Genomic DNA, 24,748 nt, shown 5'->3' with positions numbered 1-24,748 from the left:
GAAAGGCGGGAATCCTGGGAAATGAAAGGGATTCCCGCAGTAATACAGGAAAGGAGCAGACAAATGAGAACAAAATCCTGGTTAGCCTATTATCCGGACGATGTGGAATATGAGATTGAGATTCCAAAAAAGTCACTTTTTTCGATATTGGAAGAATCTGCTTTTCAATATCCACAAAAAGAGGCAGTAATCGAAGAAGGTGTTCGCTGGACGTATGGAACTCTTTATCAAAACGTCATTGATCTGGCGGACAGTCTGCAGAAAATAGGATTTAAAGAAGGAGACAGGGCTGCTCTTCTTTTCCTCAATACAAAAGAATACATAGTCACCTATTTTGCTGTGCTCTATGCAGGAGGGACTGTGGTCCAGGTGAATCCTCTTTATACAAGAGCTGAAACAGCCGGGATATTTAAAGATGCTGAGCCTGAATGGGCATTTGGAACGGCGGACCAGGAGAAGAAAATCGTGGAAGCATCCGCTGGTTTAGTAACAAAATGTGTCCTTTCAAAAAGCAGCACAGCAGGTTTTGCAAGTCTTGAACGTTTAATAGAGCAGGGGAAGGGACCATTATCGGATCCGCCGGTATGTAATCCGGACACCAAAACAGCCGTCCTGCAGTATACAGGAGGAACCACGGGACTGCCGAAAGCGGTGATGCTGACCCATCAAAATATTTTCTCCAATGTATATCAAAATGTTCATTTTACAGTTAAAAATATCAGCACGGAAAAGGAAAAGCTGCTTGGAGTGAGTCCTTTTTATCACGTATATGGGATGACAGCTGTTTTGCTGCTTGGTATTTTCAGAGGTTCCGCCGTTATATGTGTGCCGAGGTATCAAACGGAATCCTTTTTAAAGCTTATCAAAAAAGAAAAACCAACGTTGTTTTCAGCTGTTCCGACAGTATATATTGCTATTCTTCAGCATCCTCTTGCTGTACCGGAAACGATGCAGTCATTGAAACTGTGTATGTGCGGATCGGCGCCGATGCCTGTAGAAGTAATGGAACAGTTCCAGGATAAAACGGGTGCCGTTATTCTGGAAGGGTACGGCTTGTCTGAAACATCGCCGACGACGCATCGGAATCCTGCGAGCGGCAAAAGAAAAATAGGAAGTATAGGGATTCCCATTCCGAATACAGACTGTATGATTGTCAGCCGGGAAGATGAACAAACGGAGGTAGCTGCCGGAGACGTAGGAGAGCTTATCATAAAAGGGCCCCAGGTGATGAAGGGTTATTGGAACAGAGAAGAAGAAACAAAACAGGCTTTACGAAATGGATGGCTGTATACCGGCGACTTAGCCAGAATGGATGAAGAGGGTTATTTTTATATAGTTGGAAGAAAAAAAGAACTGATTATTGCAAGCGGTTACAATATTTATCCTGTAGAAATTGAGCAGGTGTTATACACTCATTCTCAAATAAAGGAGGCAGTCGTATTTGGAGTACCCGATACGTACAGAGGAGAAACCGTATATGCCGCCGTGACGTTAACAAAAGACGCGCAGACGACCCCTGAAGAGTTAAGAGAGTGGTTAAAAGAATATGTAGCCGTATATAAAGTACCGGCAAAAATTGAAATTAGAGAAAGCCTTCCCCGAACCAGCGTAGGGAAAATACTGCGGCGCAGGCTGAGTGAGGAAAAGCAGAATATATAAAAATAAGGAAATGGGGAAAATGACATGAAAAAATGGAGATACTTTATTGGAATGACAGGAATAGCGGTACTGGCAGGCTGTGGAGGCGGCGGAGGCGATGAAGGCGAAACCGGAGGCGATGATTTAATGCATTCCCATATATCCGGGCCGACTGCCTCCGGATGGTACCCGTTATCTACACTGATGACGGACATATGGATGGACGATATTGAAGGAGCCAGCGTAACGGTCGTTGAAGGCGGTGCCATCAGCAATATTCGGGATGTCAATGATGGTTCTGAAATGAAAACAGGAATGGCTTTTGCCTCTGATTTCGCTGATGCTGTCGAAGGAAGAGGGGCATTTGAAGGAGATCCACAGGAAAATATTAAGGGAATTGCTGTTTTGTACCCGACTCTTTGGAACTTTGCTGTGCTGGACAGCAGTCCATATAATTCCATTGAAGAAGCGCTTGAAGGCGGAGCAGACATTGTACCCGGCCAGGCCGAAGATGCCAGTTCGCAGACAGCAGAAAGAGTGTTTGAAGCCATGGGATACACCATTGAAGATATCGAAGCGAATGGAGGAAGCGTAACGTACAATGGCTATGGGGATGCCAATAATCAAATGAGAGATGGCGGCATCGATATGGTAGTGCAGGGAGGATCTCCCTACGTTACAGGATTGAACGAACTGGACTCAACTAATGCTATTAAACCGCTGCCTATCCCGGATGATGCTTTGGAAGAGCTGGGAGCAGGGGACTATGGATATGATATAGATATGAGTATTCCAGCCGGATCCTATTCGAGCCAGGAAGAAGACGCGCCGACAGTATCGACGATGGCGATGCTCATCGTTCACGATGAAGTGGACGATGAAACAGTGTACGAATTAACACGATCGCTCTGGGAAAATGAGGACCGGTTTGTAGAAGAACAGCCGAACCGCGGAGAATATTTTGATGTCGAAACCGGTTACCACGGCCTGGTAAATCCGGAAGAAAATATTCATGCAGGAGCAAGACAGTATTATGAGGAAGAAGGCGTAGTGGACGAGTAAATAACTTGCAGCACTGTTTTTCATAAGCACAGCCTTCCTCTTTTTCATAAGGAAGGCTGTTTTTGTTGAAGCACAGATAGTACTAAGTTCTTAGATGGATAACTCAAAAAGCAGGAATAGAGAAGCTGGTTATGGAAAGTGTGCTATAGCAAGCAGAAAAAAGGAGAGAAAACAAAATGCCGACAATTGTAGCGTATACGAAGCCGCCGGAACATGTTCTGGCTTATTTGGAAAAACATGCAGAAGTAAAAGTACATCCTGCTCATGAAGACGAGAAAGCATTCCTCGAAGCGCTCCCGGAAGCGGATGGTTTAATTGGAGCGGGCTATCCGGTTAACGAGAAACTGCTGGAAAAAGCGCCGCGCCTGAAAGTAGTCAGCAACGTTTCCACCGGCTACGATAATTTAGACATACCGGCTCTTACCGCAAGAGGCATTACGGCCACCAATACACCTTACGTACTTATTGATACTGTCGCAGATACTATTATGGGAATGATGCTGGCTGCGGCCAGAAGAATCCCGCAGGCAGACAAAAGTGTAAAAGAAGGACGCTGGAAAGACAAACGCGATGAGTCTTTTTTTGGAGTGAATGTACACCATAAGACGCTCGGTATTATCGGAATGGGGAAGATCGGCGAAGAAGTGGCAAGAAGAGCTTCTGCCGGCTTTCATATGAACGTGCTGTATCATAACCGGCGCGAAAAAGAGAACGTGGACGCTGAATATGCTGAGCTTGATCAGCTGCTGAAAGAATCCGATTTTGTACTTGTTATGACTCCCTTGACGAAAGATACGAGACACTTTATTCAAAAAGAACATTTCCAGAAAATGAAAAAGACAGCAGTCTTTTTGAATGCTGCCCGTGGAGCCGTCGTAAAGGAAGAAGACCTTATAGAAGCGCTGGAAACTAAAGAAATTCTGGCAGCCGGCATAGATGTGTATGAACAGGAGCCGACCGATCCCAATAATCCGCTGCTTGCCCTGGACTCTGCCATCACGCTTCCGCATATTGGATCTGCTACCAGGGAGACAAGAGAAGCCATGTACCAGGATGCAGCCGAACAATGTGCGGCCGCTCTTGCAGGAAAGGTGCCGGAGCATAAAATAAAAGAATGAATTACCGGCGGCCGTTTTTTTAGAATTACAAAAGTCAGGAAGTTGAATGCAGGTTGACAAAAAAGCCGTTATTTCCCTGGGTGTAGTAGCTGGCGAGTTCAGCCAGCTTCTGCTTTAATATCTCATGCTGCATAATAATTTTTTCTTCGCATTCACGGTACACAACAGTAAACAGCAGAGCCCGCCTGATTACATGGTTGTCAATAATTACAGCAATCTGTAAATGATCGAGTGTCCGTTTCAGTTCTAAAGTGTCGCGCTCGAGCATAGGCTGGAAGGCTGATTTGCTGTTGGTTAAATAAGAAAAAGACGTCGGGGACAGGGCAGCGGAGACAGGTTTCGGTTCTGTATCAAGCAGCAGTCTGCAAAGTACATAACGTTCAGCGAGCTTCAATGCAGAAGGATCTATTGTACCGAATTCCATAATATTCCTCCTATTCCAAACATTTATCTTTTCTCAAAGTATACAATAAAATATAATAAAGTCATGGGTACAAAGTATCTAAAAGGGAAAAATAGTTGGATAAAAACGTAAAAAATCAGAAAATTATTTTGAATAATTGCTGAAAAAGGCGCTCTAATGCTTTAATATAGGAAAGATAAAATGCGTTAATGAGATGAAGCAGGTTCTCAATAGGGCACATACAAAAAGGGGAGTAGATGACGGTGGCACTACATACTAACAAACCTCGGGAGCAGTGGGCTTCGAGGACCGGATTTATTCTGGCAGCAATGGGATCGGCTGTCGGGCTGGGCAACATATGGCGTTTTTCCTATGTAGCCGGAGAAAATGGCGGAGGCGCCTTTCTTCTGATTTATCTTTTATGTATTTTGATTATCGGTATCCCGATCATTATGGCCGAATTCACTATCGGCAGGCGCTCCCAGCAGGACGTTGTTGGGTCGTTTGAATCATTATCTTCCGGAGGTGCATGGCGGTATGCCGGGCTTTTGGGTGTAACTGCAGCATTTATGATTTTGTCCTTTTACGCCGTTATATCCGGCTGGATCATGCACTACTTTGTTCAGTATTTGAACGGCAGCTTCTGGAGTGCCCCGGCTGAAGGATACGAAGGGTATTTTGTATCTTTTACCGGCAGCTTTTCGCAGTCAATTCTCTGGCATTTCCTTTTCATGACACTCGTTATCATTATCGTTATGCTTGGAGTAAAAAAGGGCATAGAGCTTTCCAATAAAATTCTCATGCCGCTTCTTGGGGTTCTGTTAATTGTGTTAGCCGGGTACAGCCTGACGCTCGGAGGCGCTTCGGAAGGACTGTCCTTCCTGTTTACACCGGACTGGTCAGCTTTCTCTGATCCGGCGGTTTACCTTGCAGCACTCGGCCAGGCGTTTTTCTCTCTAAGTCTGGGTATGGGGACGATGATTACTTACGGAAGCTATCTTTCCAAAAAAGAACAGCTCCCGGGCGCTGCTTTCAGCGTAGCCGGACTGGATACGGGCTTTGCGATTCTGGCGGGTGTCATGATCTTCCCGGCCGTGTTCGCTTTTGGCATTGATCCGAGTTCGGGGCCGGGACTGGTATTTATGGTTCTTCCTGATATATTCAATAACATTGCAGCCGGTGGAATTGTCGGGCTCGGTTTCTTCTTTCTACTGGCCGCGGCAGCTCTTTCTTCCGCTATTTCCATTTTGGAAGTCGCTGTAGCCTTTTTCATGCGAAAGTTCAATTGGAGCCGGGTGCGTGCCGCTCTTGTTATTGGAACAATTATTTTCTTCATTGGTATTCCTTCTTCCCTCGGCTTTGGCCCCTGGTCAAATGTAACCATTATTGGAGAAAATGGCATTTTGGACTCAATCGACTTTATTGCTTCTAACATCTTCCTTCCGCTCGGTGGCCTGGTTATTGCTTTGTTTGTAGGCTGGGGCTGGAAGACGGTGGATGCACTGCGCGAATCCGATTTCGGACAGACGACGATTGGGTACATCTGGCTGTTTATTCTGCGCTTTATTGCACCAATTGCGATTTTGTTGATTTTCCTTAGTTCCATCGGATTATTTTAAAAAAAAAAGAAGCCGTCTCGCATTTCGAGACGGCTTTTTTTTCGTTCTATATTCGTTCTATAAAAGAATTATTAAAAGAATAATCCCTATTACGACGCAGGCTCCTATAAAAGTAAGGCATCCCCGGATCATCGAATCACTCCTTTCAGCCTTGTACAAAATGTATGCTGCAGCTAGAATAATATTCCCTCTCATCCGTAGTCTGAAACAAGTGCCGTATCAGGGTGATTCTATCTCTGGAAACCGTATCTGTGATATTATAAAAGAGCATACAGGATAATAAATGAAGCTGTAAAGTATTGGGGGAATGAACGTGACAGTAGAGCGCGCCGCCTTAAATAGAGTAATGGAAAACATAGAACGGGTCGTCGTTGGGAAAAGAGAAGAAATTGAACTCAGCTTAACGGCTTTATTAGCTAAAGGACATGTTCTGCTTGAAGATGTACCGGGAGTCGGCAAAACCATGATGGTACGTGCTATTGCACGCTCGATCGGTGCCGAATTCAAGCGTATTCAATTTACACCGGATCTGCTCCCGTCGGACGTGACGGGGGTATCTATTTATAATCAAAAAACGATGGAATTTGAGTTTCGTTCGGGACCAATTATGAGCCATGTCGTACTGGCGGATGAAATAAACCGGACCTCGCCAAAAACCCAATCGGCTCTTTTGGAGGCCCTGGAAGAAAGCAGCGTAACGGTGGATGGAAAAACAAGAAAGCTCCATGAGCCTTTTTTTGTTATGGCTACGCAGAACCCAATTGAACACGGAGGTACTTATCCCCTGCCGGAAGCGCAGCTTGACCGTTTTCTTTTAAAAATGAGAATGGGCTATCCTTCAGGCAGCGAAGAGCTTGAGGTATTAAATAGAGTAGAACAGCGCCATCCAATCGAAGAGTTGGACCACGTACTGTCGCTGGAAGAAATTCTTTCCATGCAGCATGCAGCAGGCCGGGTGTTCGTGGATCAATCGATCAAGCAGTATATTGTTAATCTGGTAAGGGAAACGAGAGAGCACCCGGAAGTGTACCTTGGCGTAAGCCCGCGGGGATCGATCGCTTTGATGAAAGCATCGCAGGCCTATGCCTATCTCCAGGGCCGGGACTTCGTCGTGCCGGATGATGTGAAATACCTGGCTCCTTATGCACTTGTGCACCGGATGATGCTGCGGTCTGACCTGCAGGTCATGGACAGGCAGGGAGCCGATGTTATTAAGGATATTCTTTCCAAGCTCCGTGTTCCAACGTCATCTTCGGAAACGGTAAATAAATGACGAATGTCTGGTATGGAGTAATTAAATATGCAAAGCTTCTGTTTGTGCTTGTGCTGGCAGGAGCTTTATATGCGTACGCTATGTTTCAGGGCGGCTTTGTGTCGTGGTTTTTGTTTTACAGCATTTTAACGGTTATTTTATTTAACCTCCTGTTTGTGCTGTTTCCGCTGCGGTGGATTGATATAGACCGGATGTGCAGCAAAAAAACACTGGCCCACGGGGAACAGATTACTGTGAAGCTGACGATGACGAAACGATTTGCCTTTCCGCTCGTATTTATCAGCATATGGGATCACGTGCCTTACGGATTGGAAGGGACGGGCAAGCCCTCCGGCACCATTTATTTTTTTTCCATGGCAAAAACAGTCTCCTACGAGTACGATGTAAAAGGTGTACGCCGTGGGGAGTACCGGTTTAAGCAGATTCATCTGCAGGCCGGCGACTTGTTCGGCTTTTTCACGAAGGATTATGAAAGCCCGGTAAAAAGCAATCTTCTTGTTCTTCCGAAAATAAAGCCGCTGCTGGGGTGGAAGCCGTCGTCCGATGAACAGTCCGATGATGTCGCGGTATCCCGCCGCACAACTGAGGAAGCTTATTCCATCGCAGGTGCAAGAGAATACGTGCCGGGGGACCGGATGACAAGCATTGACTGGAAAGCAACAGCCAGGGGAGGAAAGCTTGTTACAAAAGAGTTTGAATCCCAGAAAGGACAGGGTTACCTGCTGATTGTTGAAAATATGCTTCAGGAGAAAGACGAGGAGGCATTTGAATTCGTTATTGAATGCGCGGCTGCGTTAGCAGATGAAAACCGGAGCAGAGGCATTTCCCTCGGCCTGGCGTTTTCTTCCGAGCCGAATGCCGCCATGGAGGAAGCCGGAGGAATGTCTCATTTTAAAGCCATGTACGAAAGGCTTGCTGTAGCCCGTATCGAATCAGGTAAAAAAGGCGGTGCCCCTTTCTTTAAAAAGGTTCCTTCCTCCAACGCTTTGTTATTCGTTACGTCTTCTTTGACTTCTGAAAGAATAGAAGAGCTGCAGTCCTTTTTATGGTACGGCCGCGAAGTGACGATCTGTCTTGTGGAAACAAGCATCGCTGGTACAGAGGAAAGCCGTGATATGTTAACGAGTCTTAGAAAACAAGGGATGCGTGTCCTTATTGCGCGTCCCCGGGCGGACGAGATTAAACTCATATAAAGGGGGAAGTGCATGAATCTTTCCGAACGAACACCAAAGATGTTTGCTATGTATGTACTCGGATACATTCTGTTAATGGAATGGCTGCTTCCCCTTCCTGAAATATCCGATACAGGATTTGTTCCAATGTTTATGGCCGCTTCGGCTTTTTTCTTTATTGTTACGTTTTTTCGATTTCCGTGGTGGCTGCATCTGATGCTTATTGGAGGCAGTATTTTATACGCGCTTCACGCCGTGTTTTTTGAAACAAGCTTTTTGAGTCCGGCATGGTGGCTCAATTTTTCGAATGAGCTTTCGGTAAACACCGAGACGATGCTCAATGGGCAGTGGCAGGCACTGACAGATCCATTCCGGACCTTTTTGTTTCTGCTGCTGCTTGCGTTAATGAGCTACCTCGTTTATTTTTGGGTGATTCAGGCCAAACGTATTTTATTCTTTTTTGTGTTCACGATAATTTATATAGGTATTATGGACACTTTCCTTCCTTATAATGGGAGTGGTGCCATTATCCGCATTTTTGCAGTTGGGTTTGTTCTGCTGGCTCTTCTGCAGTGGGATCGTCTTTCGGAATACTTTCCAGGGGAAAAAAGAGGAAAAGTCTGGCTCCGCTGGGCGGCGCTTACGCTGGCGGTCCTTGTAACCGCGGCCGGTATCGGTATTGCCGCGCCAAAATCAGAGCCGCAGTGGGCGGATCCTGTGCCGTTTCTTCAGGCAAGAACCGGCGTAGACGGAGACACGGAAGATAGAAGCGGAACACAGCGGATTGGATACGGTGCCAACGATGAACGCCTCGGCGGCGGTTTTGAAATGGATGACAGTCCGGTGTTTACAGCTGTTGGAACCGGAAGCGGCTACTGGCGGGGTGAATCAAAAGACGAATACACCGGCCTCGGCTGGGAAACTTCTACTTCTGCGGAAGGAACGCTTGCCAGCTCTTTTTATGATGACGCAGCACCGACAGAAGAACAGCAGATGAGCGTTACGATGGCAGAAGGGCGGACCAATGATTTTGCTTTTTATCCGGGGTCGGCTGAAGAGATAAACGCTCCCGAAGAAGAGGTATCTTTCTCCGTTGACCGCTATACCGGCCGGGCAGACGCAAGCCGGAACGGAGAAAGCTTTCCGCTCTCTTCCTATGACGTAGTTTACGAGGAAGCTTCATTTCCGGTAGAGGAAATGAGGCAGGTAACCGAAGATGATGAGGACGATGTGGATGAGGCGTTTCTGCAGACCCCGGCTGACCTTCCGGATTCCGTCGGAGAACTGGCAGAGGAATTGACGGCAGAAGAAGATAACCGGTATGACCAGGTGAAAGCCGTAGAAAACTATCTGCGCGGCCCGGATTTTGCGTATAATACCCAGGATGTAGCGGTACCGGAAGAAGGCACGGACTATGTGGAACAATTTTTATTTGAAACACAGATCGGGTACTGCGATAACTTTTCTACTTCTATGGCCGTCATGCTCCGGACTCTCGATATCCCAACCCGCTGGGTGAAAGGCTATACGAGCGGGGAAGTAGTGGAGTCCTCGGAAGATGAATCAGTCTACGAAGTAACAAATGCCAATGCCCATTCCTGGGTGGAAGTATACTTTCCGGGAACGGGATGGGTTCCATTTGAACCGACCCGCGGATTTGACGCAGAAGCAGACTATGAATTTGCTGACGGGGAAGAAGCGGAAGCGGAAACACCGGAGGAAGAAGAAGATCACGAGGAATTAGAAGAGCAGGAGGAGCAGGAGGATCGGGAAGAGGCAGCCGGGGATTCGTTTATGATGCCGGTCTGGCCTTTCTTCCTCCTGGCTGGGATTGCTGCTGTACTGGGATTTGTATTTCGCAGGAAATTAATTACGGCTTATTTATTAGCGAAATACCGGCACGTGGATGATACCGGCACCTTTGTGAAATCTTTCTATTCGCTGCTCTGGCTTCTCGGCTATGCCGGCTGGAAAAAAGAAGACAGTGAGACGCTGCGTGAGTATGCCAAACGAATGGACCACCATTACCAGACAGATGATATGGGATTTTTAACCCGGGAATTCGAAAAATATTATTATGGGGGACAGGCGGAACTGGCGGACATTGAAAAAGCAAACAGCACATGGAAAGAAATGGTTCATCGAATAACGCCTTGACCGCTTGTAAGGCTGCTGATAAAATGAAAGGCATGTTTTCATCGTACGCAGCGGCTTGCAGCCGAACCGTATTACAAACAATAAATACTTCGTATATCCCCGGTAATTGGTCCGGGAGTATCTACCCGGGCACCTTAATGACTGGACTACGAAGGCCGTCTTTATAGAAGAGCAGCTACTGCTCCGCTATCCGTAAGACTGCCTTCGTTTTCTATGTATAATGAAGGGGTGTTACGGATTTTTTTATGCTTTAAGAATGTCTTGATGCATTGTACTAATAGAAAATGGGGTGGCAGGTGTGGAATTAGAACATGAAACAATTGTGGTTCTCGATTTTGGAGGCCAGTACAACCAGCTGATTACAAGAAGAATAAGAGATTTAGGGGTGTACAGTGAACTGCATTCCAACAAAATCACAGCAGACGAACTGAAAGAACTCAATCCGAAGGGTATTATTTTCTCCGGAGGGCCGAACAGCGCGTATGTCGAAGGAGCGCCGAGCTGCGATCCGGCCATATTCGATATGGGGATTCCGATTCTTGGGATCTGCTACGGTATGCAGCTGATGACTCATCATTTCGGAGGGAAAGTGGAAGCGGCTCATCACAGAGAGTACGGCAAAGCGATGATTACCGTTCAGAACGGATCTTCCCTTTATCATGATCTTCCGAAAGAGCAGTCCGTTTGGATGAGCCACGGCGATTTGATCCTGGCTCCGCCGGAAGGATTTGTAGTGGACGCTGTCAATCCGTCATGTCCGGTAGCCGGAATGAGCGATGCCGGCCGGAAAATGTACGGCGTACAGTTTCATCCGGAAGTGCGCAACACCCAGTTCGGCGATGACATCCTTAAGAATTTTGCTTTTGAAATCTGCGGCGCCCACGGTGAATGGTCCATGGCAAACTTCGTGGAAGAGCAGGTGGATATCATCCGTGAACAGGTAGGAGACAAGAATGTACTGTGCGCTCTCAGCGGAGGCGTGGATTCTTCCATCGTAGCGGCATTGATTCACCAGGCGATCGGCGATCAGCTGACGTGTATGTTTATCGACCACGGCCTTCTTCGAAAAGGAGAGGCGGACAGCGTGATGGAAACATTCGCTGGCGAGTTCTCCATGAACATTATTAAAATTGAAGCCAAAGACCGCTTTCTCGGCAAGCTGGACGGCGTATCCGATCCAGAACAGAAGCGGAAAATCATCGGTAACGAATTTATCTACCTGTTTGAAGAAGAAGCCGGCAAACTGGAAAATATGGATTTTCTTGCGCAGGGAACATTATATACAGATATTATTGAAAGCGGCACGGACACAGCCCAGACGATTAAGTCCCACCACAATGTCGGCGGCCTTCCGGAAGACATGCACTTTGAATTAATCGAGCCGTTAAAGACATTGTTTAAAGATGAAGTACGTAAGCTCGGTGAAGAGCTTGGTGTGCCTGAAGAAATTGTCTGGAGACAGCCATTCCCGGGACCGGGCCTTGGTATCCGCGTCCTTGGAGAAATAACGGATGAAAAGCTTACGATCGTCAGAGATTCCGATGCGATTCTCCGCGAGGAAATCAAACTGGCCGGACTGGACCGTGAAATCTGGCAGTACTTTACCGCACTTCCCAACATGAGAAGTGTCGGCGTTATGGGAGACGCGAGAACCTACGATTATACAGTAGGGATCCGCGCAGTAACTTCTATTGACGGCATGACATCAGACTGGGCCCGTATTCCATATGATGTGCTCGAGAAAATATCCACCCGTATTGTAAATGAGGTAGCGCACGTAAACCGCGTCGTGTACGACGTAACATCTAAGCCGCCTTCCACCATCGAGTGGGAATAATTCATACTCTTTTCGTATAATTGCGGGAATAAGGCCCGCAGGTTTCTACCAGCTGCCATGAACAGCTTGGCTACGAAAGGGACAGCAGCAAGCGGAGCGATCCGCTTTTTCTGCGCTGTCTTTTTCTATGTCCAGCTCCGGCAGAGGGTTCCTTTGCCGGAGTTTTTTCTTTACTATATAAAGCCGCTTGCATGCGGAAACAGAGAATAAGGGGTATAGAAAATGAATCGATATTTTGAATTTGCGAAACAGGGCACTACGTTAAAAAAAGAAAGCCTGGCGGGGTTAACCACTTTTCTTTCCATGGCGTACATCCTGTTTGTCAATCCGTTGATTTTATCAGATGCGGGTATGGACCAGGGTGCTGTGTTTACGGCAACGGCGTTGTCCGCCGCGGTCGGCACACTGATTATGGGAATTATTGCAAAGTATCCGATTGCGCTTGCGCCGGGAATGGGGCTCAACGCGTTCTTTGCCTACACGGTGGTCATCGGGCTTGGCATTCCATGGGAGCTTGCACTGTTTGGCGTATTTATGTCGGGTATCATTTTTATCTGCATTACGCTGTTGGGAGTAAGAGAAAAAGTAATTAATGCGATACCGGCAGAACTAAAATATGCGGTAGCTGCAGGTATTGGCCTCTTTATTGCTTTTATCGGCCTTAAAGGAGCCGGTATTGTAGTAGGGGACGAAGCCACCCTCGTCGGGCTCGGCTCGATTACTTCCCCGCTGACGCTGCTGGCAAGCTTTGGACTGATCGTCACGGCAATATTGATGGTAAAGGGCATCCATGGCGGGATTTTCTACGGGATGCTGATTACGGCGGTTACCGGTATTATTTTTGGTCTTATCGAACTGCCTTCAGGCATTGTAGGAGCTGTACCTAGTCTTGCGCCTACTTTCGGATCTGCTTTCAGCATTTTGGGAGAAGTGGAATGGACAACCCAGCTGACTGTACAATTGATTATCGTCATTTTAACGTTTCTGTTCGTGGATTTCTTTGATACGGCGGGAACCTTATATGCAGTAGCCAATCAGGCAGGCTATGTAAAAAACAATAAACTGCCGCGTGCCGGACGCGCGCTGCTTGCCGATTCTTCTGCAACGTCTATTGGAGCTATTCTTGGTACATCTACAACGACCGCGTATATTGAATCCTCGGCAGGAGTGGCCGCAGGCGGACGTACCGGTTTTACTTCCGTCGTGACGGCTATGCTGTTTTTAGCGGCTATGTTCTTCTCGCCGCTGCTTGTGGTCGTCACCGAGACGGTAACGGCGCCGGCCCTTATTATTGTAGGGGTGCTGATGGCCTCATCGCTCCGGTTAATAGAATGGAACAAACTTGAAATTGCACTTCCCGCCTTTTTAACTGTAGTAGCGATGCCGCTGACCTACAGTATTGCAACAGGTATTGCCATCGGTTTCATCTTTTATCCGATTACAATGCTCGTTAAAGGACGCGGCCGGGAAATCAATCCCATTATGTACGTTTTGTTCTTTGTATTTATTGCTTACTTCGCCTTTCTCGGTGAATAAATGAAAAAGCATGCTTCCACTGGAAGCGTGCTTTTTTGATTAGAAACGATTTCCTCAGGGAATAGAAGCGGAGAAAGCATCAACCAGCCAAAGGAGGAAACAAAAATGAACTCATTTAAAGCCCTGGTCGTCGACCAGACAGAAGACGGCCACGTATCAAAAGATATTCAGCAGCTTTCCGAGAAAGATCTGCCATCGGGTGATGTATTGATAAAAGTCCACTATTCCAGCGTGAACTTTAAAGATGGGATGGCTGCTATGGAAAATGGCAACATCGTTAATGCATATCCGATGGTACCGGGAATTGATTTGTCCGGTACGATCGAGGAATCGAGTGACCCGGCTTTTTCAAAAGGCCAGGAAGTCATCGTTACAAGCTATGAACTAGGTGTCTCCCACTACGGAGGGTATAGTGAATATGCAAGAGTTCCTTCCGAATGGGTCGTACCCCTGCCGGACGGCCTGTCGCTGAAAGAAGCTATGATTTATGGAACCGCCGGATTTACAGCCGCACTTTCTGTCATGAGGCTGCAGGAAGAGGGCGTTACGCCTGATAAAGGAACCATTCTCGTAACGGGAGCGACGGGCGGTGTCGGCAGCATGGCGGCTGCCATGCTTTCCAAACTAGGATACGACGTAGCGGCGAGTACAGGAAAAAGCGACGAGCACGAGTATTTAAAAAAGCTCGGTGTAAAAGAAATTATTGCAAGAGAAGACCTGGTGCCTGAAAAAATCAGGCCGATCGATAAAGAACGATTTGCGGGAGCGGTCGACCCGGTCGGCGGCGAAACCCTTTCCTACATTTTAAGCTGCCTGCAGTACGGGGGATCGGTGGCCGTAAGCGGACTTACCGCCGGAACGAAAGTACCAACTACCGTCTTTCCGTTTATTCTCCGGGGTATTAACCTCGTCGGGATTGATTCGGTAAACTGCCCGATGGAACGGCGCAGAGAAGTATGGAACCGCCTGGCAGCTGATTTAAAAACAGAAGATTTACTATCAGAAATTGGCAGTGATATTACTCTTAATGAACTTCCGGAAACATTGGAACAAATTATTTCCGGGAAAATCCGCGGCAGAAAAGTGGTTACTTTTTCATAAGATTAGTCAGAAAGCGTCCATAATATTTTATGGGCGCTTTTTTTATATTATAAGGCTATACTCCCGGACCTGTCTTTTTACCAATTAATTACTCTACAGGAGAACTAAATTCAGATATAATAGAGTAATAGTCACAGCAAATTGTAAATTATTGTATAAGGACTTGGTTCGGGAGGAAGTTAATGGAGAATTATCAAGCACTGTTTTTAAAAAAGACACGGCAGACGTGGCAGGCGTTTCAAATGCGGGACACCGTTGAAAACGATGAAATATACCGCTGGCTCCACACGCTCAAAGGGACAGGCGGAACGCTTGGGCTCAATGAACTGTCCGCTGTTTCAGAGGAAAAAATGGAAAAACTGAATGATAATAAGGAAGCAAGGTGGAGCATTGAAAAGCTTTCGGAGTTTCTGGCGCCGCTTATCCAGACATTTGAAGAAGAAAAAAACAAAGTCCCAGCAGCCCTGGTGTCCGTAAAAGAGGAACCCAGCCATGGACCGCTTCTGCTGCTCGTAGACGACGATATAGATTTTGCTAATTACATAAAAGATCAGTTTCAGGAAGAAGGGTATCTCGTACTGCTGGCCCCTGATAAAAAGAAAGCCCTTGAAATGTATCATCATTACCATCCCGACTGCCTGCTTGTAGATATTTTTGTGCCTGATAAGCAGGATGGATTTTATTTGTTAAATACGGTTTCACAGATTGCTGAAGCGCTCGTAACACCGGTTATCGCGGTGACGTCAGATGCCAGCTCTGAAACAAAATATGAAGCCTACAAGCACGGGGCTTCCTTTGTTCTGCAAAAACCGTTTGACATCCGTGAGTTAAAACATATTTTAGCCAACCAGCTCGCCCGCAAAAAACGAATCCAAAACGCCATAACGATTGACGAGCTGACCGGTGTGTTTAACCGTAAAATACTCGAAACAGCCAGTGACCGTTTCTTCGGTGCCTATCGAAGAGAAGGAGCAGAATTCTCCGGTGTTCTGTTGGATCTCGATCACTTTAAAGCAGTGAACGATACGTTTGGCCACGACCGCGGCGATAAAGTGTTAAAGCAGTTTGCCGCTTTTCTGGACCAGCAGAAACGTCCGCAGGATATGCTGATCCGTCTTGGCGGAGAAGAATTTCTGGTTGTTCTTCCAAATACCGGCAAAGAGCAGGCGGTAAAAGCAGCCGAACGCTGGTGTAAGAATTATTCCGAAATGGTGATCGACTTTCTTGATGACATGACGCTGACGTTTTCTGCCGGTATCTCTACGGTAACGCCCGACACCGGGTCCCTGGACGTTCTGCTTAAGGAATGTGACCGGGCGCTGGCAACAGCCAAAGAAGAAGGAAGAAACCGAATACGGGCGTATCAGCGGGGGAATGAAGTAGTCCGTAAAATGCCGATGAATATTATTATTGTGGATGACGATGAAGTGATGGGCGGGTTTCTGCTGAACCGTTTTCAGCGGATGGAACTGCCTAAATACAGCATCAATGTTACCTATTACCGCGAAGGAGAAAGTTTTCTGGAAGATGACTGGTACAAGCGCTCCCAGAAATTTTTTATTATTCTGGACGTAACAATGCCGAGAATGAATGGATTTGAAGTGCTGACAAACCTCCGCAAAAACTTTCCGGCTTCTGATATTGTCGTATTGATGCTGACGGGAAGCAAAGCAGAAAAAGACGTCATTCGTGCGCTGGAGCTTGGTGCAGATGACTACTTAATAAAGCCTTTTAAAGTAGAAGAGCTGCTGGCCAGATCCCGGCGGTTTATTCAGAGGATACTATAAATGGGGCCGTTTATACTGGCGCTGCTCATTGTACTCCTTGTTTTTTTGATAAGTCTTATATGTTTTTATTTATATTTACGGATTATTAAAGTACAGCGGTTTAAAAAAGAAAAACACCTGGAGCGGATAAAAAAGGAGATCCGTCCGGCTGTAGCCGCGGCGCTTGAAGGAGAAACAAAATGGGAGCCGCGGCTCCCGGAATCACGCACAGAAACGTCGCAGACAGCAGTTCAGGATGTGCTGCTTGAATATATGAACTGGATGAATGATGAACACACGATGGCAGGCATCTATACGCTTGCTGCCGGAGAACTGACCGAAACCTACCGAAACCAGCTGCGTTCGAGAAAGATAAGCGACCGGCTGAATGCTTTATACTTTATTGAGAATTTTCATTTAACAGAGCTGGAGCCGGAAGTATTAACACTGTATGAAGAAGATAGAAATAACGCTGATCTGCATCCACAGGCGTCCCGGACCCTGGCTGTTCTTGAATCCCCGGTATTTATGGAACAGTTTTTTCATGAAGAGTCCGCGGAGCCGCCTTATTTATATAAAGAGGTTATCCGCCGACTGGATGACGATGTCTTTTCGCAATGGATGGAAAGACTGGCAGCTCACCCCAATCAGGAAGTGAGGGAGTCGGTACTGTCTATCGCAGCCCAAAAAGGGGACTGGAACACGATTTCATTATTTGAAAAGGCAGCGGAAGATGAAAATCTGGAAGTGCGCCTGCAGGCCTACAAAGGATTTGAGAAACTCGGTATCGTGCCCGATACCATTATTCCTGCCGCAATAGCGGCGTCCGAGTACTGGCCGGAGCGAATGATGGCCGCCAGGCTCTGGAAAATCAGCCATTCCCGCGGAGTGCAGGATTTCATTCGGGAATTGATTAAAGATTCTTCCTGGTGGGTCCGATATTATGCAGGAGAGGCACTCAGCGATCACCCAAACGGAGAGGAAGAACTTCTTTTTATCCAGCACGCGAGCAATGATCCTTTTGCCAGGGACATGGCCGGGCAATGGCTGGATACGATGAAAGGAGAAGTAGTATGACAGGTGTGTTGAATGTTATTTTTTTCATGCTCGTTCTCGGTTTTATCAGCTACACCGTTCTTGTGCTTGTATGGTATATCGTTACAGCAATAACGGCCATGCGTGACATGAAAAAAACAGAGGGCATTCATGAAACAGAACCTTATCAGGACAGGCTTCAAGCCGATGATATCCCGCCGGTTTCGATACTCGTGCCGGGATACAATGAAGAGGTGTCAGTGGAGGGAACGGTGAAATCCCTGCTGGGTCTTCGTTATCAGGCTTTTGAAATTATTATAATAAATGATGGCTCCACCGATAACATGCTGCATACAGCGATTGATGCGTTCCGCATGAAAAAAGTAGAGCAGGTCGTCCGCCGTTATGTGCCTTCCAAGCCTGTAAAAGCAGTCTACCAATCAGAGATACATCCTAATGTGTACCTTATTGACAAAGAAAATGGGGGTAAGGCAGATGCATTAAACGCAGGGATCAATGCATCGAATTATCCTTACGTCTGTTCTATAGATGCTGATTCCGTGCTGGAGCGCGATGCTTTAATTAAAGCGGTACAGCCGATAATTAACGGGAATGGCGAAGTAATAGCCGTTGGCGGAAGTATCCGTATTGCCAATTCCTCTTCCATCGAGCGGGGCGAAATTATGAATGTATCGGTATCCAGACGCCCGATCGTCATTATGCAGGTGATTGAATATTTCCGGGCCTTTCTCATCGGGCGCCTTGGGATGAGTCATTTTAATATTCTGCTTATTGTATCAGGTGCTTTCGGCCTGTTCGAAAAAAGTGCCGTCATTGCAGCCGGAGGCTACCGTACCGATACCGTGGGGGAAGACATGGAGCTTGTCGTCCGGATGCACCGAACGGCAAGAGAGAACAACAGAAAATCAAAAATATCCTACATACCTGATCCCGTCTGCTGGACAGAGGCGCCGGAAACCGCAGCTGTTCTTCGGAAACAGCGGAGACGATGGCACCAGGGACTTACCGAAACATTCTGGATCCATAAAAGCATGTTTTTCCGTAAGAAATATGGAGCGCTTGGATGGATCGGCCTGCCGGTATTTTTCCTTATTGAATGGTGCGGACCGGTTCTTGAATTGTTGGGCTATGCCCTCTTATTTTGGGCGTTATTTTTTGGGGAAATCAACACGGTATTTGCCGTTATCCTATTTTCCTTAATGGTTATTATGGGATCGCTGCTTTCTGTTACCTCTGTGCTCCTGGAAGAGCAGGGCAATGGAAAGCACACCAATGTAAAAGATTTAGACAGGCTGTTCTGGTATGCATGGACAGAATCTTTCTGGTACCGCCCGCTTACAGTCGTCTGGCGTGTGGAAGGGATTTGGAAAGCTATCCGGCGCAGCAAAGACTGGTCAAAAGCGGAAAGAAAAGGAATTTCGTCTTAACATGGCGAAAAGAAGGGCGGGATTTATGAAACAAATATTAGTAGCCGATGACGAAGATGTGCTGAGAATGCTCATCGTCGACACGCTTGAAGACGAAGCATATAACATAGAAGAAGCAGAAAATGGAACGGAAGCTCTCCAAATGGCTTCCGAGAAAGAATATGACCTGTTAATTGTAGATTATATGATGCCGGGTTATAACGGAGTGGAAGTACTTAGTAATTTAAAGGAGCGCGGGCGGCTGAAGCAGATGAAAAGCCTGATGCTTACGGCTAAAAGCCAGGAATCCGATAGAGAAAGCGCTTTGAAGGCGGGAGCGACAGAGTTTTTAACAAAGCCTTTCAGCCCCGCCCTTCTTGTAAGCGTAGTGGAGGATCTTCTTGATGATTAAATATATTCTGGAAAAGGCACACCGAAGGTTTTTATTAATCTTCGTGTGCCTGCTTCTTCTCGTCGGAGCCGGTGCTGTTGTCCAATTAAATCAGATCAGCGGGGAGCAGGAAGACATTCGAAGCGAGTCAGTGGAACTCCGAGAGCTCGACGGCCTGTTATTTGATATAGAAACGACACTCCAGCAGGTGATCATTCAAGGAAGAGGGTATTATATCTATCAGGATGAAGCTATCCTTGAGAACCTGAACACTGAAATAACAAAGCTGGAATCTATTCTCGGAGAGTATGAGGCGCTGGACAGCGAACGCAAAAATGAAGCATTTAGTGAAGAACTCGATGTATTTTTTACACAGTATTCGCAGGAGTGGATTCCGCAGGTAGTGGAGCAGATCCAGAATGACGGAGAAGAAATAGACGAGATTACTTCAGGAGAAATCAACGAACAGGCTAATAATATTATTGCCCAGACAACGGAGGAGTACAACGCTATTGAAAGCGATCGTGCTGCTGCAAACGATGATTATTTTGCCTCTACGATCCAGGCCAATAATTCCATCCTGCTTTATTTCTTCCTTATTCTTCTTGTGCTCGGGGTGAGTGTCTGGACGTTATTATACTGGTTAACCAGACCACTCCAGAATTTAGAGGAGTCAGCTGACAGGATTGAAGCCGGAGAAGACGTTGATCTGAAATATACAAAACGTAAAGATGAAATGGGATCGCTCAGCCGGACGTTTTCCCAGATGGCTGCAAGCATCCAGAACAATCAGGAAATGCTGACCGACCGCAACGAGGAGCTTGAATCCCAGCAGGGAGAATTAGAACTCCAGCGGGCACGGCTGCATCACATGAATGAGTTTAATTCTTCCCTGTCCGCTGTATCCGAGAAAAAAGAACTGCTTCAGACGATCCTTACGCATTTTCAAGAGCTGTTTCCATTTGAAAAAGCAGTGATTTTGACCATGCAGCCGGAATGGATGACAGCAAGCCTTGGAATGAGCGATGCCAGAGTAAAATGGATAACGGAGCATATTGAAGAAACGCCTGCAATGATTACATATGAAACAAAGGCACCTCATATGGTAAAGGTGCAGGCGGATTTATCAGAGCAGGGGCTCTCAGAGGAGAAACGGGATCTGTACGAACTGTATATGCCTATTTTTTCCGAAGGGGAGCATTTAATTGGAGTCTGCTGTATGAACCGAATCGGTCGTCCGTTTTCAAAGGAAGAGCAGCATGCCATGTTCGGCCTGCTGAGCCAGTCCAAAATTTCTTTTGAACGGATTATTCTTCATGAAACGACTGAAAAAGACAGCGCTTTGTACCAGGCGATTATTAATAATGTAAACGAAGGTATTCAGTTTATTGATGAAAAGGGAAAGATGATTCACAGCAACAGTAAAATGGATCAGATCGCAGGAAAGTGCGGCCTGGAGAATTCCCAGCAGCCCTCTTTTGAAAAATGGACATCAAGCCTGCTTGCGCATGCTGCGGAAGAAGATCGTTCCATGCTGGAAGCTTACTTTTATTCCTATCGTGAAGGAGAAAAACCGAATATCGATAGAGTATATTATCATGTTCACGACGGTGAGGATGTCCGTGTGTATGAAGTGTATGGAGAGCAGCTGTTCAGTGATGGAAAGCTTCAGGGTACTATTTTCGTCCACCGGGATCATACGAGAAGCTATGAGCTCGACAAAATGAAGTCAGACCTGGTCAGCACGGTCAGCCATGAGCTGCGAACACCGCTGTCGAGTATTCTTGGTTTTGCTGAACTTATGCTGATGAAAGAATTAAAGCCGGAAAAACAGCGGAAATATATTGAAACGATTCACAAAGAAGGCAACCGCCTGACGCATTTGATCAACGATTTTCTGGATCTGCAGCGGATGGAATCCGGCAAAGAAACATATGATAAAGAGCGGGTGGATGCAGCTGAAATTGTGATGAACGTCGTGCATACGATGGAACCCGGACAGCCGGAGCATTCTTTTGTCATTGAAGATAAGCTGCACTCCGGGAAAATCTTTGCAGATGAGGATAAGCTTGTACAGGTTATGACCAACCTGATCAGTAATGCCGTCAAATTCTCACCGAATGGCGGTACGATCACGATCAGTATGCAGAATTTCCAGGACAATGTCACAGTATCAGTCACAGACCAGGGGCTCGGCATTCCGGAAAAAGAACTGCCGAAGCTGTTCAGTAAATTCCACCGGGTGGAAGGCGAAAAGCGTCAGAAAATCCGTGGAACCGGTCTGGGACTTGCGGTATGTAAAAAAATACTCGAAGATCATAATGGTAAAATTATAGTGAGTTCTGAAGAAGGAAAGGGCAGTACGTTCACTTTTCATCTTCCAGCACTTGATGGGGAGGAACTGCTTCAGTATCCGCATTCGGATTCTACATTAACCGCACTTGTATTGGAGGATGACAGAAGCCTCGGCCTGCTGTTATCAGAGGAACTGCGCCATGCCAAATATGAGGTTGCGTTTCATTTTAATCCCAAAGCAGCTCTCGCTGCGATTGATAACGGTCTGAAGCCGGACGTGTTTATCGTCGATGTTATGCTCGGCGATGAGATGGACGGATGGACCTTTATTCAGCATATAAAAGCCAGAGAAGATCTGAAAAATATTCCTATCATCGTTTCCTCCGCATTAAATGAAGACACGGAAAAAATGGAGGAGCTGGAAGTGCACCACTATTTAACAAAGCCATACCCACCGCAGAAGCTGTCCGAACAGGTGCGTTACCTATTGAAAAAAACAAATCCTGCCGGTGAGATCTATGTCCCTTTTTCGAAAGAATAGTTAAAAAAATGAAAATATTTAAGCTGAAACTGTCCTGAAAAGGGCAGTTTTTTTCTTTCCCGGTGGCCTAATGAATATGCGATAATGAATTAGTGAGCAGAAAAGGGAGGTATTATCTTTACCGGCCAGTAAAAGACCCTGATTCCAAAGCCTTCATTACTTTACATGAACCGAAAGCATTTTTCGGCGGCTTCCGGGTCAAGGGAATACGATGATAGGAGTAGAGTATGGCTGCCAAAAAAACGTTTGAAGTGCAGGACGGAGAAACGATCGCTGCCTGTCTTGACCGGATAAAGCAGGAAGGCTTTGTTCCTGTCCGGAGAATAGAAAAACCAGTATTCACTGAAACCATCATAAATGGCAAAAAAGAGAATACATTATTAAAACAGCAAATCATTTTTGAAGCAAAACCCCAATAACCGAACATTAAAACTTAATACAATTATAATGTTCGAATTCCGTTGACAGATTTCATGACAACTTGTTAAGCTGTAAGAGGAATGAAAACGACATATAACCCTCATATAAAATCGGGAATAGGGCCCGGAAGTTTCTACCTGGTGACCGTAAATCGCCGGACTATGAGGAAAGAACGCCCCACGGCACTGCGTCCGTGGTGTGTCCTTTCCGCCCCGGCACGTCTGACAGCTTTCTATAAAGAAAAGTCAACCTACCGGGGCTTTTTTCGTGGATTTTTAACACATAGAACACAACGGAGCAAAGCCGTAGAGGAGTGGAAGAATGAATCCGCAGGTTGGAGTAATCATGGGAAGCACATCCGATTGGGAAACGATGAAGAACGCATGTGATGTGCTGGATGAGTTGAATATTGCATATGAAAAACAGGTCGTATCTGCCCACCGGACACCGGATTTAATGTTCGAGTATGCAGAAACGGCCCGTCAGAAAGGGCTGAAAGTTATTATTGCAGGAGCCGGCGGCGCCGCGCATCTTCCTGGCATGACCGCAGCCAAGACAACACTTCCTGTTATCGGGGTTCCTATCCAATCAAAAGCGCTGCAGGGAATGGATTCGCTTCTGTCGATCGCTCAGATGCCGGGCGGCGTGCCTGTCGCTACGGTAGCTATTGGCAGAGCAGGGGCAGTAAATGCCGGCCTGCTTGCCGCACAGATTCTTTCGGCATTTGATGAGGAGCTTGCTGAAAAAATGGATAACCGGCGCGAAGAGATGCGCAGCAAAGTAATAGAAACGGGGGACCTTCCATCATGACGTTAATACCTCCCGGCAAAACAATTGGTATACTCGGCGGCGGGCAGCTCGGCCGGATGATGGCAATTGCCGCACGGCCGATGGGATACCGTACGGCGGTACTGGAGCCTTCAACGGGCTCTCCAGCCGGCCAGGTATCCGATGTGGAAATAAAAGGAGCCTACGACGACCGCAGCGCGGCAGAAGAACTTTCCTCCCACTGCAGCGTCCTGACTTATGAATTTGAAAATATTGATGCCGACACGGCTTCTTTCCTGGAAGAAACGATGTACCTTCCGCAGGGCGGTGCGCTTCTTCATACGACCCAGCACAGGCTTCGTGAGAAAAAAGCTATTGAAGCCGCGGGCGTTCCGGTGGCACCGTACCAGCCGGTCACCGACTATGATTCCCTCAAGGCCGCAGTTAAAGCCATCGGCCTTCCTGCTGTCTTAAAAACATGCCGGGGCGGATATGACGGCAAAGGCCAGGAAGTGCTGAAAAAAGAAACAGACCTGCAGGAAGCATACAGCCGCCTGGCAGAAAAGAATCCGGCGGATTTTGTCCTTGAAGCCTGGATCCCGTTTGAAAAAGAAATCTCCGTTATTATTACGAGAGCGACGACAGGAGAAACAGCTGTATTTCCTGTCGGAGAAAACATTCATGAAAACAATATTCTCCACCAAACGATCGTTCCAGCCCGGATTCCGGGCACCTTAGCAGAAAAGGCCTATGCATTGGCTGAAACATTAGCCGGGCATTTACAGCTTGTTGGTACGCTTGCTATTGAAATGTTTGTTATAGATGAAGAAACGCTCTACGTAAACGAAGTGGCACCCCGGCCGCACAATTCCGGGCACTACACGATTGAAGCCTGTGAAACATCCCAGTTTGAACAGCATATCCGCGCCGTCTGCGGACTGCCGCTCGGACCAACCGGCCTGCTCAAGCCGGTCGTGATGACAAATATATTAGGGCAGCACGTGGAGCCGGTAATGAACGGCCTGCAGGATTTTGCCAAAGAGCACATTCATCTTTACGGAAAAGCGGAAAGTCGTCCCGGCCGGAAAATGGGACACTGGACCGTGCTGCGCGACAGCGTGGAACAGGCGCTTGAAGACAGCAATACTGTATGGAATACCTATATAAAATAAAGCAGCAGATAGAGAGA

At 46.9% G+C, this 24,748-nt stretch carries 19 protein-coding genes and 3 riboswitches; of the genes, 18 read left to right on the top strand and 1 reads right to left on the bottom strand.

The annotated features are described in order from the left end of the window. Window positions 1-63: 63 nt before the first annotated feature. From AC5W14_RS09575 to AC5W14_RS09565, 3 genes are all read left to right on the top strand, one after another. Window positions 64-1,659 (top strand): long-chain-fatty-acid--CoA ligase, encoded by a 1,596-nt coding sequence (locus tag AC5W14_RS09575; RefSeq protein WP_496194233.1) that lies wholly within the window; start codon window positions 64-66, stop codon window positions 1,657-1,659. A 24-nt stretch (window positions 1,660-1,683) separates the two neighbouring features. After that, a complete protein-coding gene (locus tag AC5W14_RS09570) occupies window positions 1,684-2,700 on the top strand; it encodes a TAXI family TRAP transporter solute-binding subunit (protein ID WP_496194232.1) in 1,017 nt (338 codons plus the stop codon). Window positions 2,701-2,876: 176 nt separating this feature from the next. Further along, window positions 2,877-3,818 carry a 2-hydroxyacid dehydrogenase gene (locus AC5W14_RS09565; protein WP_496194231.1) on the top strand — a complete coding sequence of 314 codons (942 nt, stop codon included), beginning with the start codon at window positions 2,877-2,879 and terminating at the stop codon, window positions 3,816-3,818. 34 nt (window positions 3,819-3,852) lie between these two features. Here AC5W14_RS09565 and AC5W14_RS09560 read toward each other — a convergent pair whose 3' ends face one another. Then, on the bottom strand, window positions 3,853-4,242 hold the full coding sequence (locus AC5W14_RS09560; protein WP_496060254.1) for a hypothetical protein: 390 nt from the start codon (window positions 4,240-4,242) through the stop codon (window positions 3,853-3,855). 236 nt (window positions 4,243-4,478) lie between these two features. Between AC5W14_RS09560 and AC5W14_RS09555 the strand changes: the two genes are divergently transcribed. The 15 genes from AC5W14_RS09555 to purK all read left to right on the top strand — a co-directional run bounded on the left by AC5W14_RS09555 (window position 4,479) and on the right by purK (window position 24,731). Beyond that, window positions 4,479-5,840 (top strand): sodium-dependent transporter, encoded by a 1,362-nt coding sequence (locus AC5W14_RS09555; protein WP_496194230.1) that lies wholly within the window; start codon window positions 4,479-4,481, stop codon window positions 5,838-5,840. A 307-nt stretch (window positions 5,841-6,147) separates the two neighbouring features. Next, window positions 6,148-7,113 carry an AAA family ATPase gene (locus AC5W14_RS09550; protein WP_496060256.1) on the top strand — a complete coding sequence of 322 codons (966 nt, stop codon included), beginning with the start codon at window positions 6,148-6,150 and terminating at the stop codon, window positions 7,111-7,113. Then, on the top strand, window positions 7,110-8,306 hold the full coding sequence (locus tag AC5W14_RS09545; RefSeq protein WP_496060257.1) for a DUF58 domain-containing protein: 1,197 nt from the start codon (window positions 7,110-7,112) through the stop codon (window positions 8,304-8,306). The genes AC5W14_RS09550 and AC5W14_RS09545 overlap by 4 nt, the downstream gene beginning before the upstream one ends. A gap of 12 nt (window positions 8,307-8,318) precedes the next feature. Next, window positions 8,319-10,442, top strand: a complete 2,124-nt coding sequence (locus AC5W14_RS09540) for a transglutaminase TgpA family protein (protein ID WP_496194229.1) — start codon at window positions 8,319-8,321, stop codon at window positions 10,440-10,442. A gap of 69 nt (window positions 10,443-10,511) precedes the next feature. Continuing rightward, window positions 10,512-10,611, top strand: a riboswitch (purine riboswitch). A 129-nt stretch (window positions 10,612-10,740) separates the two neighbouring features. After that, complete coding sequence (guaA, locus tag AC5W14_RS09535; RefSeq protein WP_496194228.1) at window positions 10,741-12,279, top strand: glutamine-hydrolyzing GMP synthase; 1,539 nt, start codon at window positions 10,741-10,743, stop codon at window positions 12,277-12,279. Next, window positions 12,272-12,372, top strand: a riboswitch (purine riboswitch). Its footprint overlaps the gene before it by 8 nt. A 129-nt stretch (window positions 12,373-12,501) precedes the next feature. After that, window positions 12,502-13,815: an NCS2 family permease gene (locus tag AC5W14_RS09530; RefSeq protein WP_496194227.1), complete on the top strand. Its 1,314-nt coding sequence runs from the start codon at window positions 12,502-12,504 to the stop codon at window positions 13,813-13,815. Window positions 13,816-13,920: 105 nt separating this feature from the next. Next, the gene (locus AC5W14_RS09525) at window positions 13,921-14,916 is read left to right on the top strand and encodes an NADPH:quinone oxidoreductase family protein (protein WP_496194226.1); all 996 of its coding nucleotides are present in this window, start codon (window positions 13,921-13,923) and stop codon (window positions 14,914-14,916) included. A 182-nt stretch (window positions 14,917-15,098) separates the two neighbouring features. Then, on the top strand, window positions 15,099-16,703 hold the full coding sequence (locus AC5W14_RS09520) for a diguanylate cyclase (protein WP_496194225.1): 1,605 nt from the start codon (window positions 15,099-15,101) through the stop codon (window positions 16,701-16,703). Then, window positions 16,704-17,759, top strand: a complete 1,056-nt coding sequence (locus tag AC5W14_RS09515; protein ID WP_496194224.1) for a HEAT repeat domain-containing protein — start codon at window positions 16,704-16,706, stop codon at window positions 17,757-17,759. Then, the gene (locus tag AC5W14_RS09510; protein WP_496194223.1) at window positions 17,756-19,165 is read left to right on the top strand and encodes a glycosyltransferase family 2 protein; all 1,410 of its coding nucleotides are present in this window, start codon (window positions 17,756-17,758) and stop codon (window positions 19,163-19,165) included. Before AC5W14_RS09515 ends, AC5W14_RS09510 begins: the two co-directional genes overlap by 4 nt. A gap of 25 nt (window positions 19,166-19,190) precedes the next feature. Further along, window positions 19,191-19,556 carry a response regulator gene (locus tag AC5W14_RS09505; RefSeq protein WP_496060265.1) on the top strand — a complete coding sequence of 122 codons (366 nt, stop codon included), beginning with the start codon at window positions 19,191-19,193 and terminating at the stop codon, window positions 19,554-19,556. Next, window positions 19,549-22,371 (top strand): ATP-binding protein, encoded by a 2,823-nt coding sequence (locus tag AC5W14_RS09500; RefSeq protein WP_496194222.1) that lies wholly within the window; start codon window positions 19,549-19,551, stop codon window positions 22,369-22,371. Before AC5W14_RS09505 ends, AC5W14_RS09500 begins: the two co-directional genes overlap by 8 nt. Before the next feature lie 227 nt (window positions 22,372-22,598). Then, on the top strand, window positions 22,599-22,790 hold the full coding sequence (locus AC5W14_RS09495; protein ID WP_496060267.1) for an NETI motif-containing protein: 192 nt from the start codon (window positions 22,599-22,601) through the stop codon (window positions 22,788-22,790). Between the two features lie 81 nt (window positions 22,791-22,871). Beyond that, window positions 22,872-22,973, top strand: a riboswitch (purine riboswitch). A gap of 139 nt (window positions 22,974-23,112) precedes the next feature. After that, a complete protein-coding gene (gene purE / locus AC5W14_RS09490) occupies window positions 23,113-23,601 on the top strand; it encodes a 5-(carboxyamino)imidazole ribonucleotide mutase (RefSeq protein WP_496060268.1) in 489 nt (162 codons plus the stop codon). Beyond that, a complete protein-coding gene (purK, locus tag AC5W14_RS09485) occupies window positions 23,598-24,731 on the top strand; it encodes a 5-(carboxyamino)imidazole ribonucleotide synthase (RefSeq protein ID WP_496060269.1) in 1,134 nt (377 codons plus the stop codon). Before purE ends, purK begins: the two co-directional genes overlap by 4 nt. Window positions 24,732-24,748: the final 17 nt, after the last annotated feature.

It is taken from the genome of Sinobaca sp. TMA16-18 (assembly GCF_059510535.1).
The sequence above is the reverse complement of the archived record's forward strand: the minus strand, read 5'-3'. Positions and strand labels throughout refer to the sequence as shown.

Excerpts from the sequence above, each read along its gene's own strand:
- AC5W14_RS09555 (WP_496194230.1), top strand. The coding sequence starts at position 4,479 with ATGACGGTGGCACTACATACTAACAAACCTCGGGAGCAGTGGGCTTCG.
- AC5W14_RS09495 (WP_496060267.1), top strand. The coding sequence starts at position 22,599 with ATGGCTGCCAAAAAAACGTTTGAAGTGCAGGACGGAGAAACGATCGCT.
- AC5W14_RS09545 (WP_496060257.1), top strand. The coding sequence starts at position 7,110 with ATGACGAATGTCTGGTATGGAGTAATTAAATATGCAAAGCTTCTGTTT.
- AC5W14_RS09530 (WP_496194227.1), top strand. The coding sequence starts at position 12,502 with ATGAATCGATATTTTGAATTTGCGAAACAGGGCACTACGTTAAAAAAA.
- AC5W14_RS09500 (WP_496194222.1), top strand. The coding sequence starts at position 19,549 with ATGATTAAATATATTCTGGAAAAGGCACACCGAAGGTTTTTATTAATC.
- purK (WP_496060269.1), top strand. The coding sequence starts at position 23,598 with ATGACGTTAATACCTCCCGGCAAAACAATTGGTATACTCGGCGGCGGG.
- AC5W14_RS09570 (WP_496194232.1), top strand. The coding sequence starts at position 1,684 with ATGAAAAAATGGAGATACTTTATTGGAATGACAGGAATAGCGGTACTG.
- AC5W14_RS09540 (WP_496194229.1), top strand. The coding sequence starts at position 8,319 with ATGAATCTTTCCGAACGAACACCAAAGATGTTTGCTATGTATGTACTC.
- AC5W14_RS09550 (WP_496060256.1), top strand. The coding sequence starts at position 6,148 with ATGAACGTGACAGTAGAGCGCGCCGCCTTAAATAGAGTAATGGAAAAC.
- purE (WP_496060268.1), top strand. The coding sequence starts at position 23,113 with ATGAATCCGCAGGTTGGAGTAATCATGGGAAGCACATCCGATTGGGAA.
- AC5W14_RS09525 (WP_496194226.1), top strand. The coding sequence starts at position 13,921 with ATGAACTCATTTAAAGCCCTGGTCGTCGACCAGACAGAAGACGGCCAC.
- AC5W14_RS09515 (WP_496194224.1), top strand. The coding sequence starts at position 16,704 with ATGGGGCCGTTTATACTGGCGCTGCTCATTGTACTCCTTGTTTTTTTG.
- AC5W14_RS09520 (WP_496194225.1), top strand. The coding sequence starts at position 15,099 with ATGGAGAATTATCAAGCACTGTTTTTAAAAAAGACACGGCAGACGTGG.
- AC5W14_RS09565 (WP_496194231.1), top strand. The coding sequence starts at position 2,877 with ATGCCGACAATTGTAGCGTATACGAAGCCGCCGGAACATGTTCTGGCT.
- AC5W14_RS09505 (WP_496060265.1), top strand. The coding sequence starts at position 19,191 with ATGAAACAAATATTAGTAGCCGATGACGAAGATGTGCTGAGAATGCTC.
- AC5W14_RS09575 (WP_496194233.1), top strand. The coding sequence starts at position 64 with ATGAGAACAAAATCCTGGTTAGCCTATTATCCGGACGATGTGGAATAT.
- AC5W14_RS09510 (WP_496194223.1), top strand. The coding sequence starts at position 17,756 with ATGACAGGTGTGTTGAATGTTATTTTTTTCATGCTCGTTCTCGGTTTT.
- AC5W14_RS09560 (WP_496060254.1), bottom strand. The coding sequence starts at position 4,242 with ATGGAATTCGGTACAATAGATCCTTCTGCATTGAAGCTCGCTGAACGT.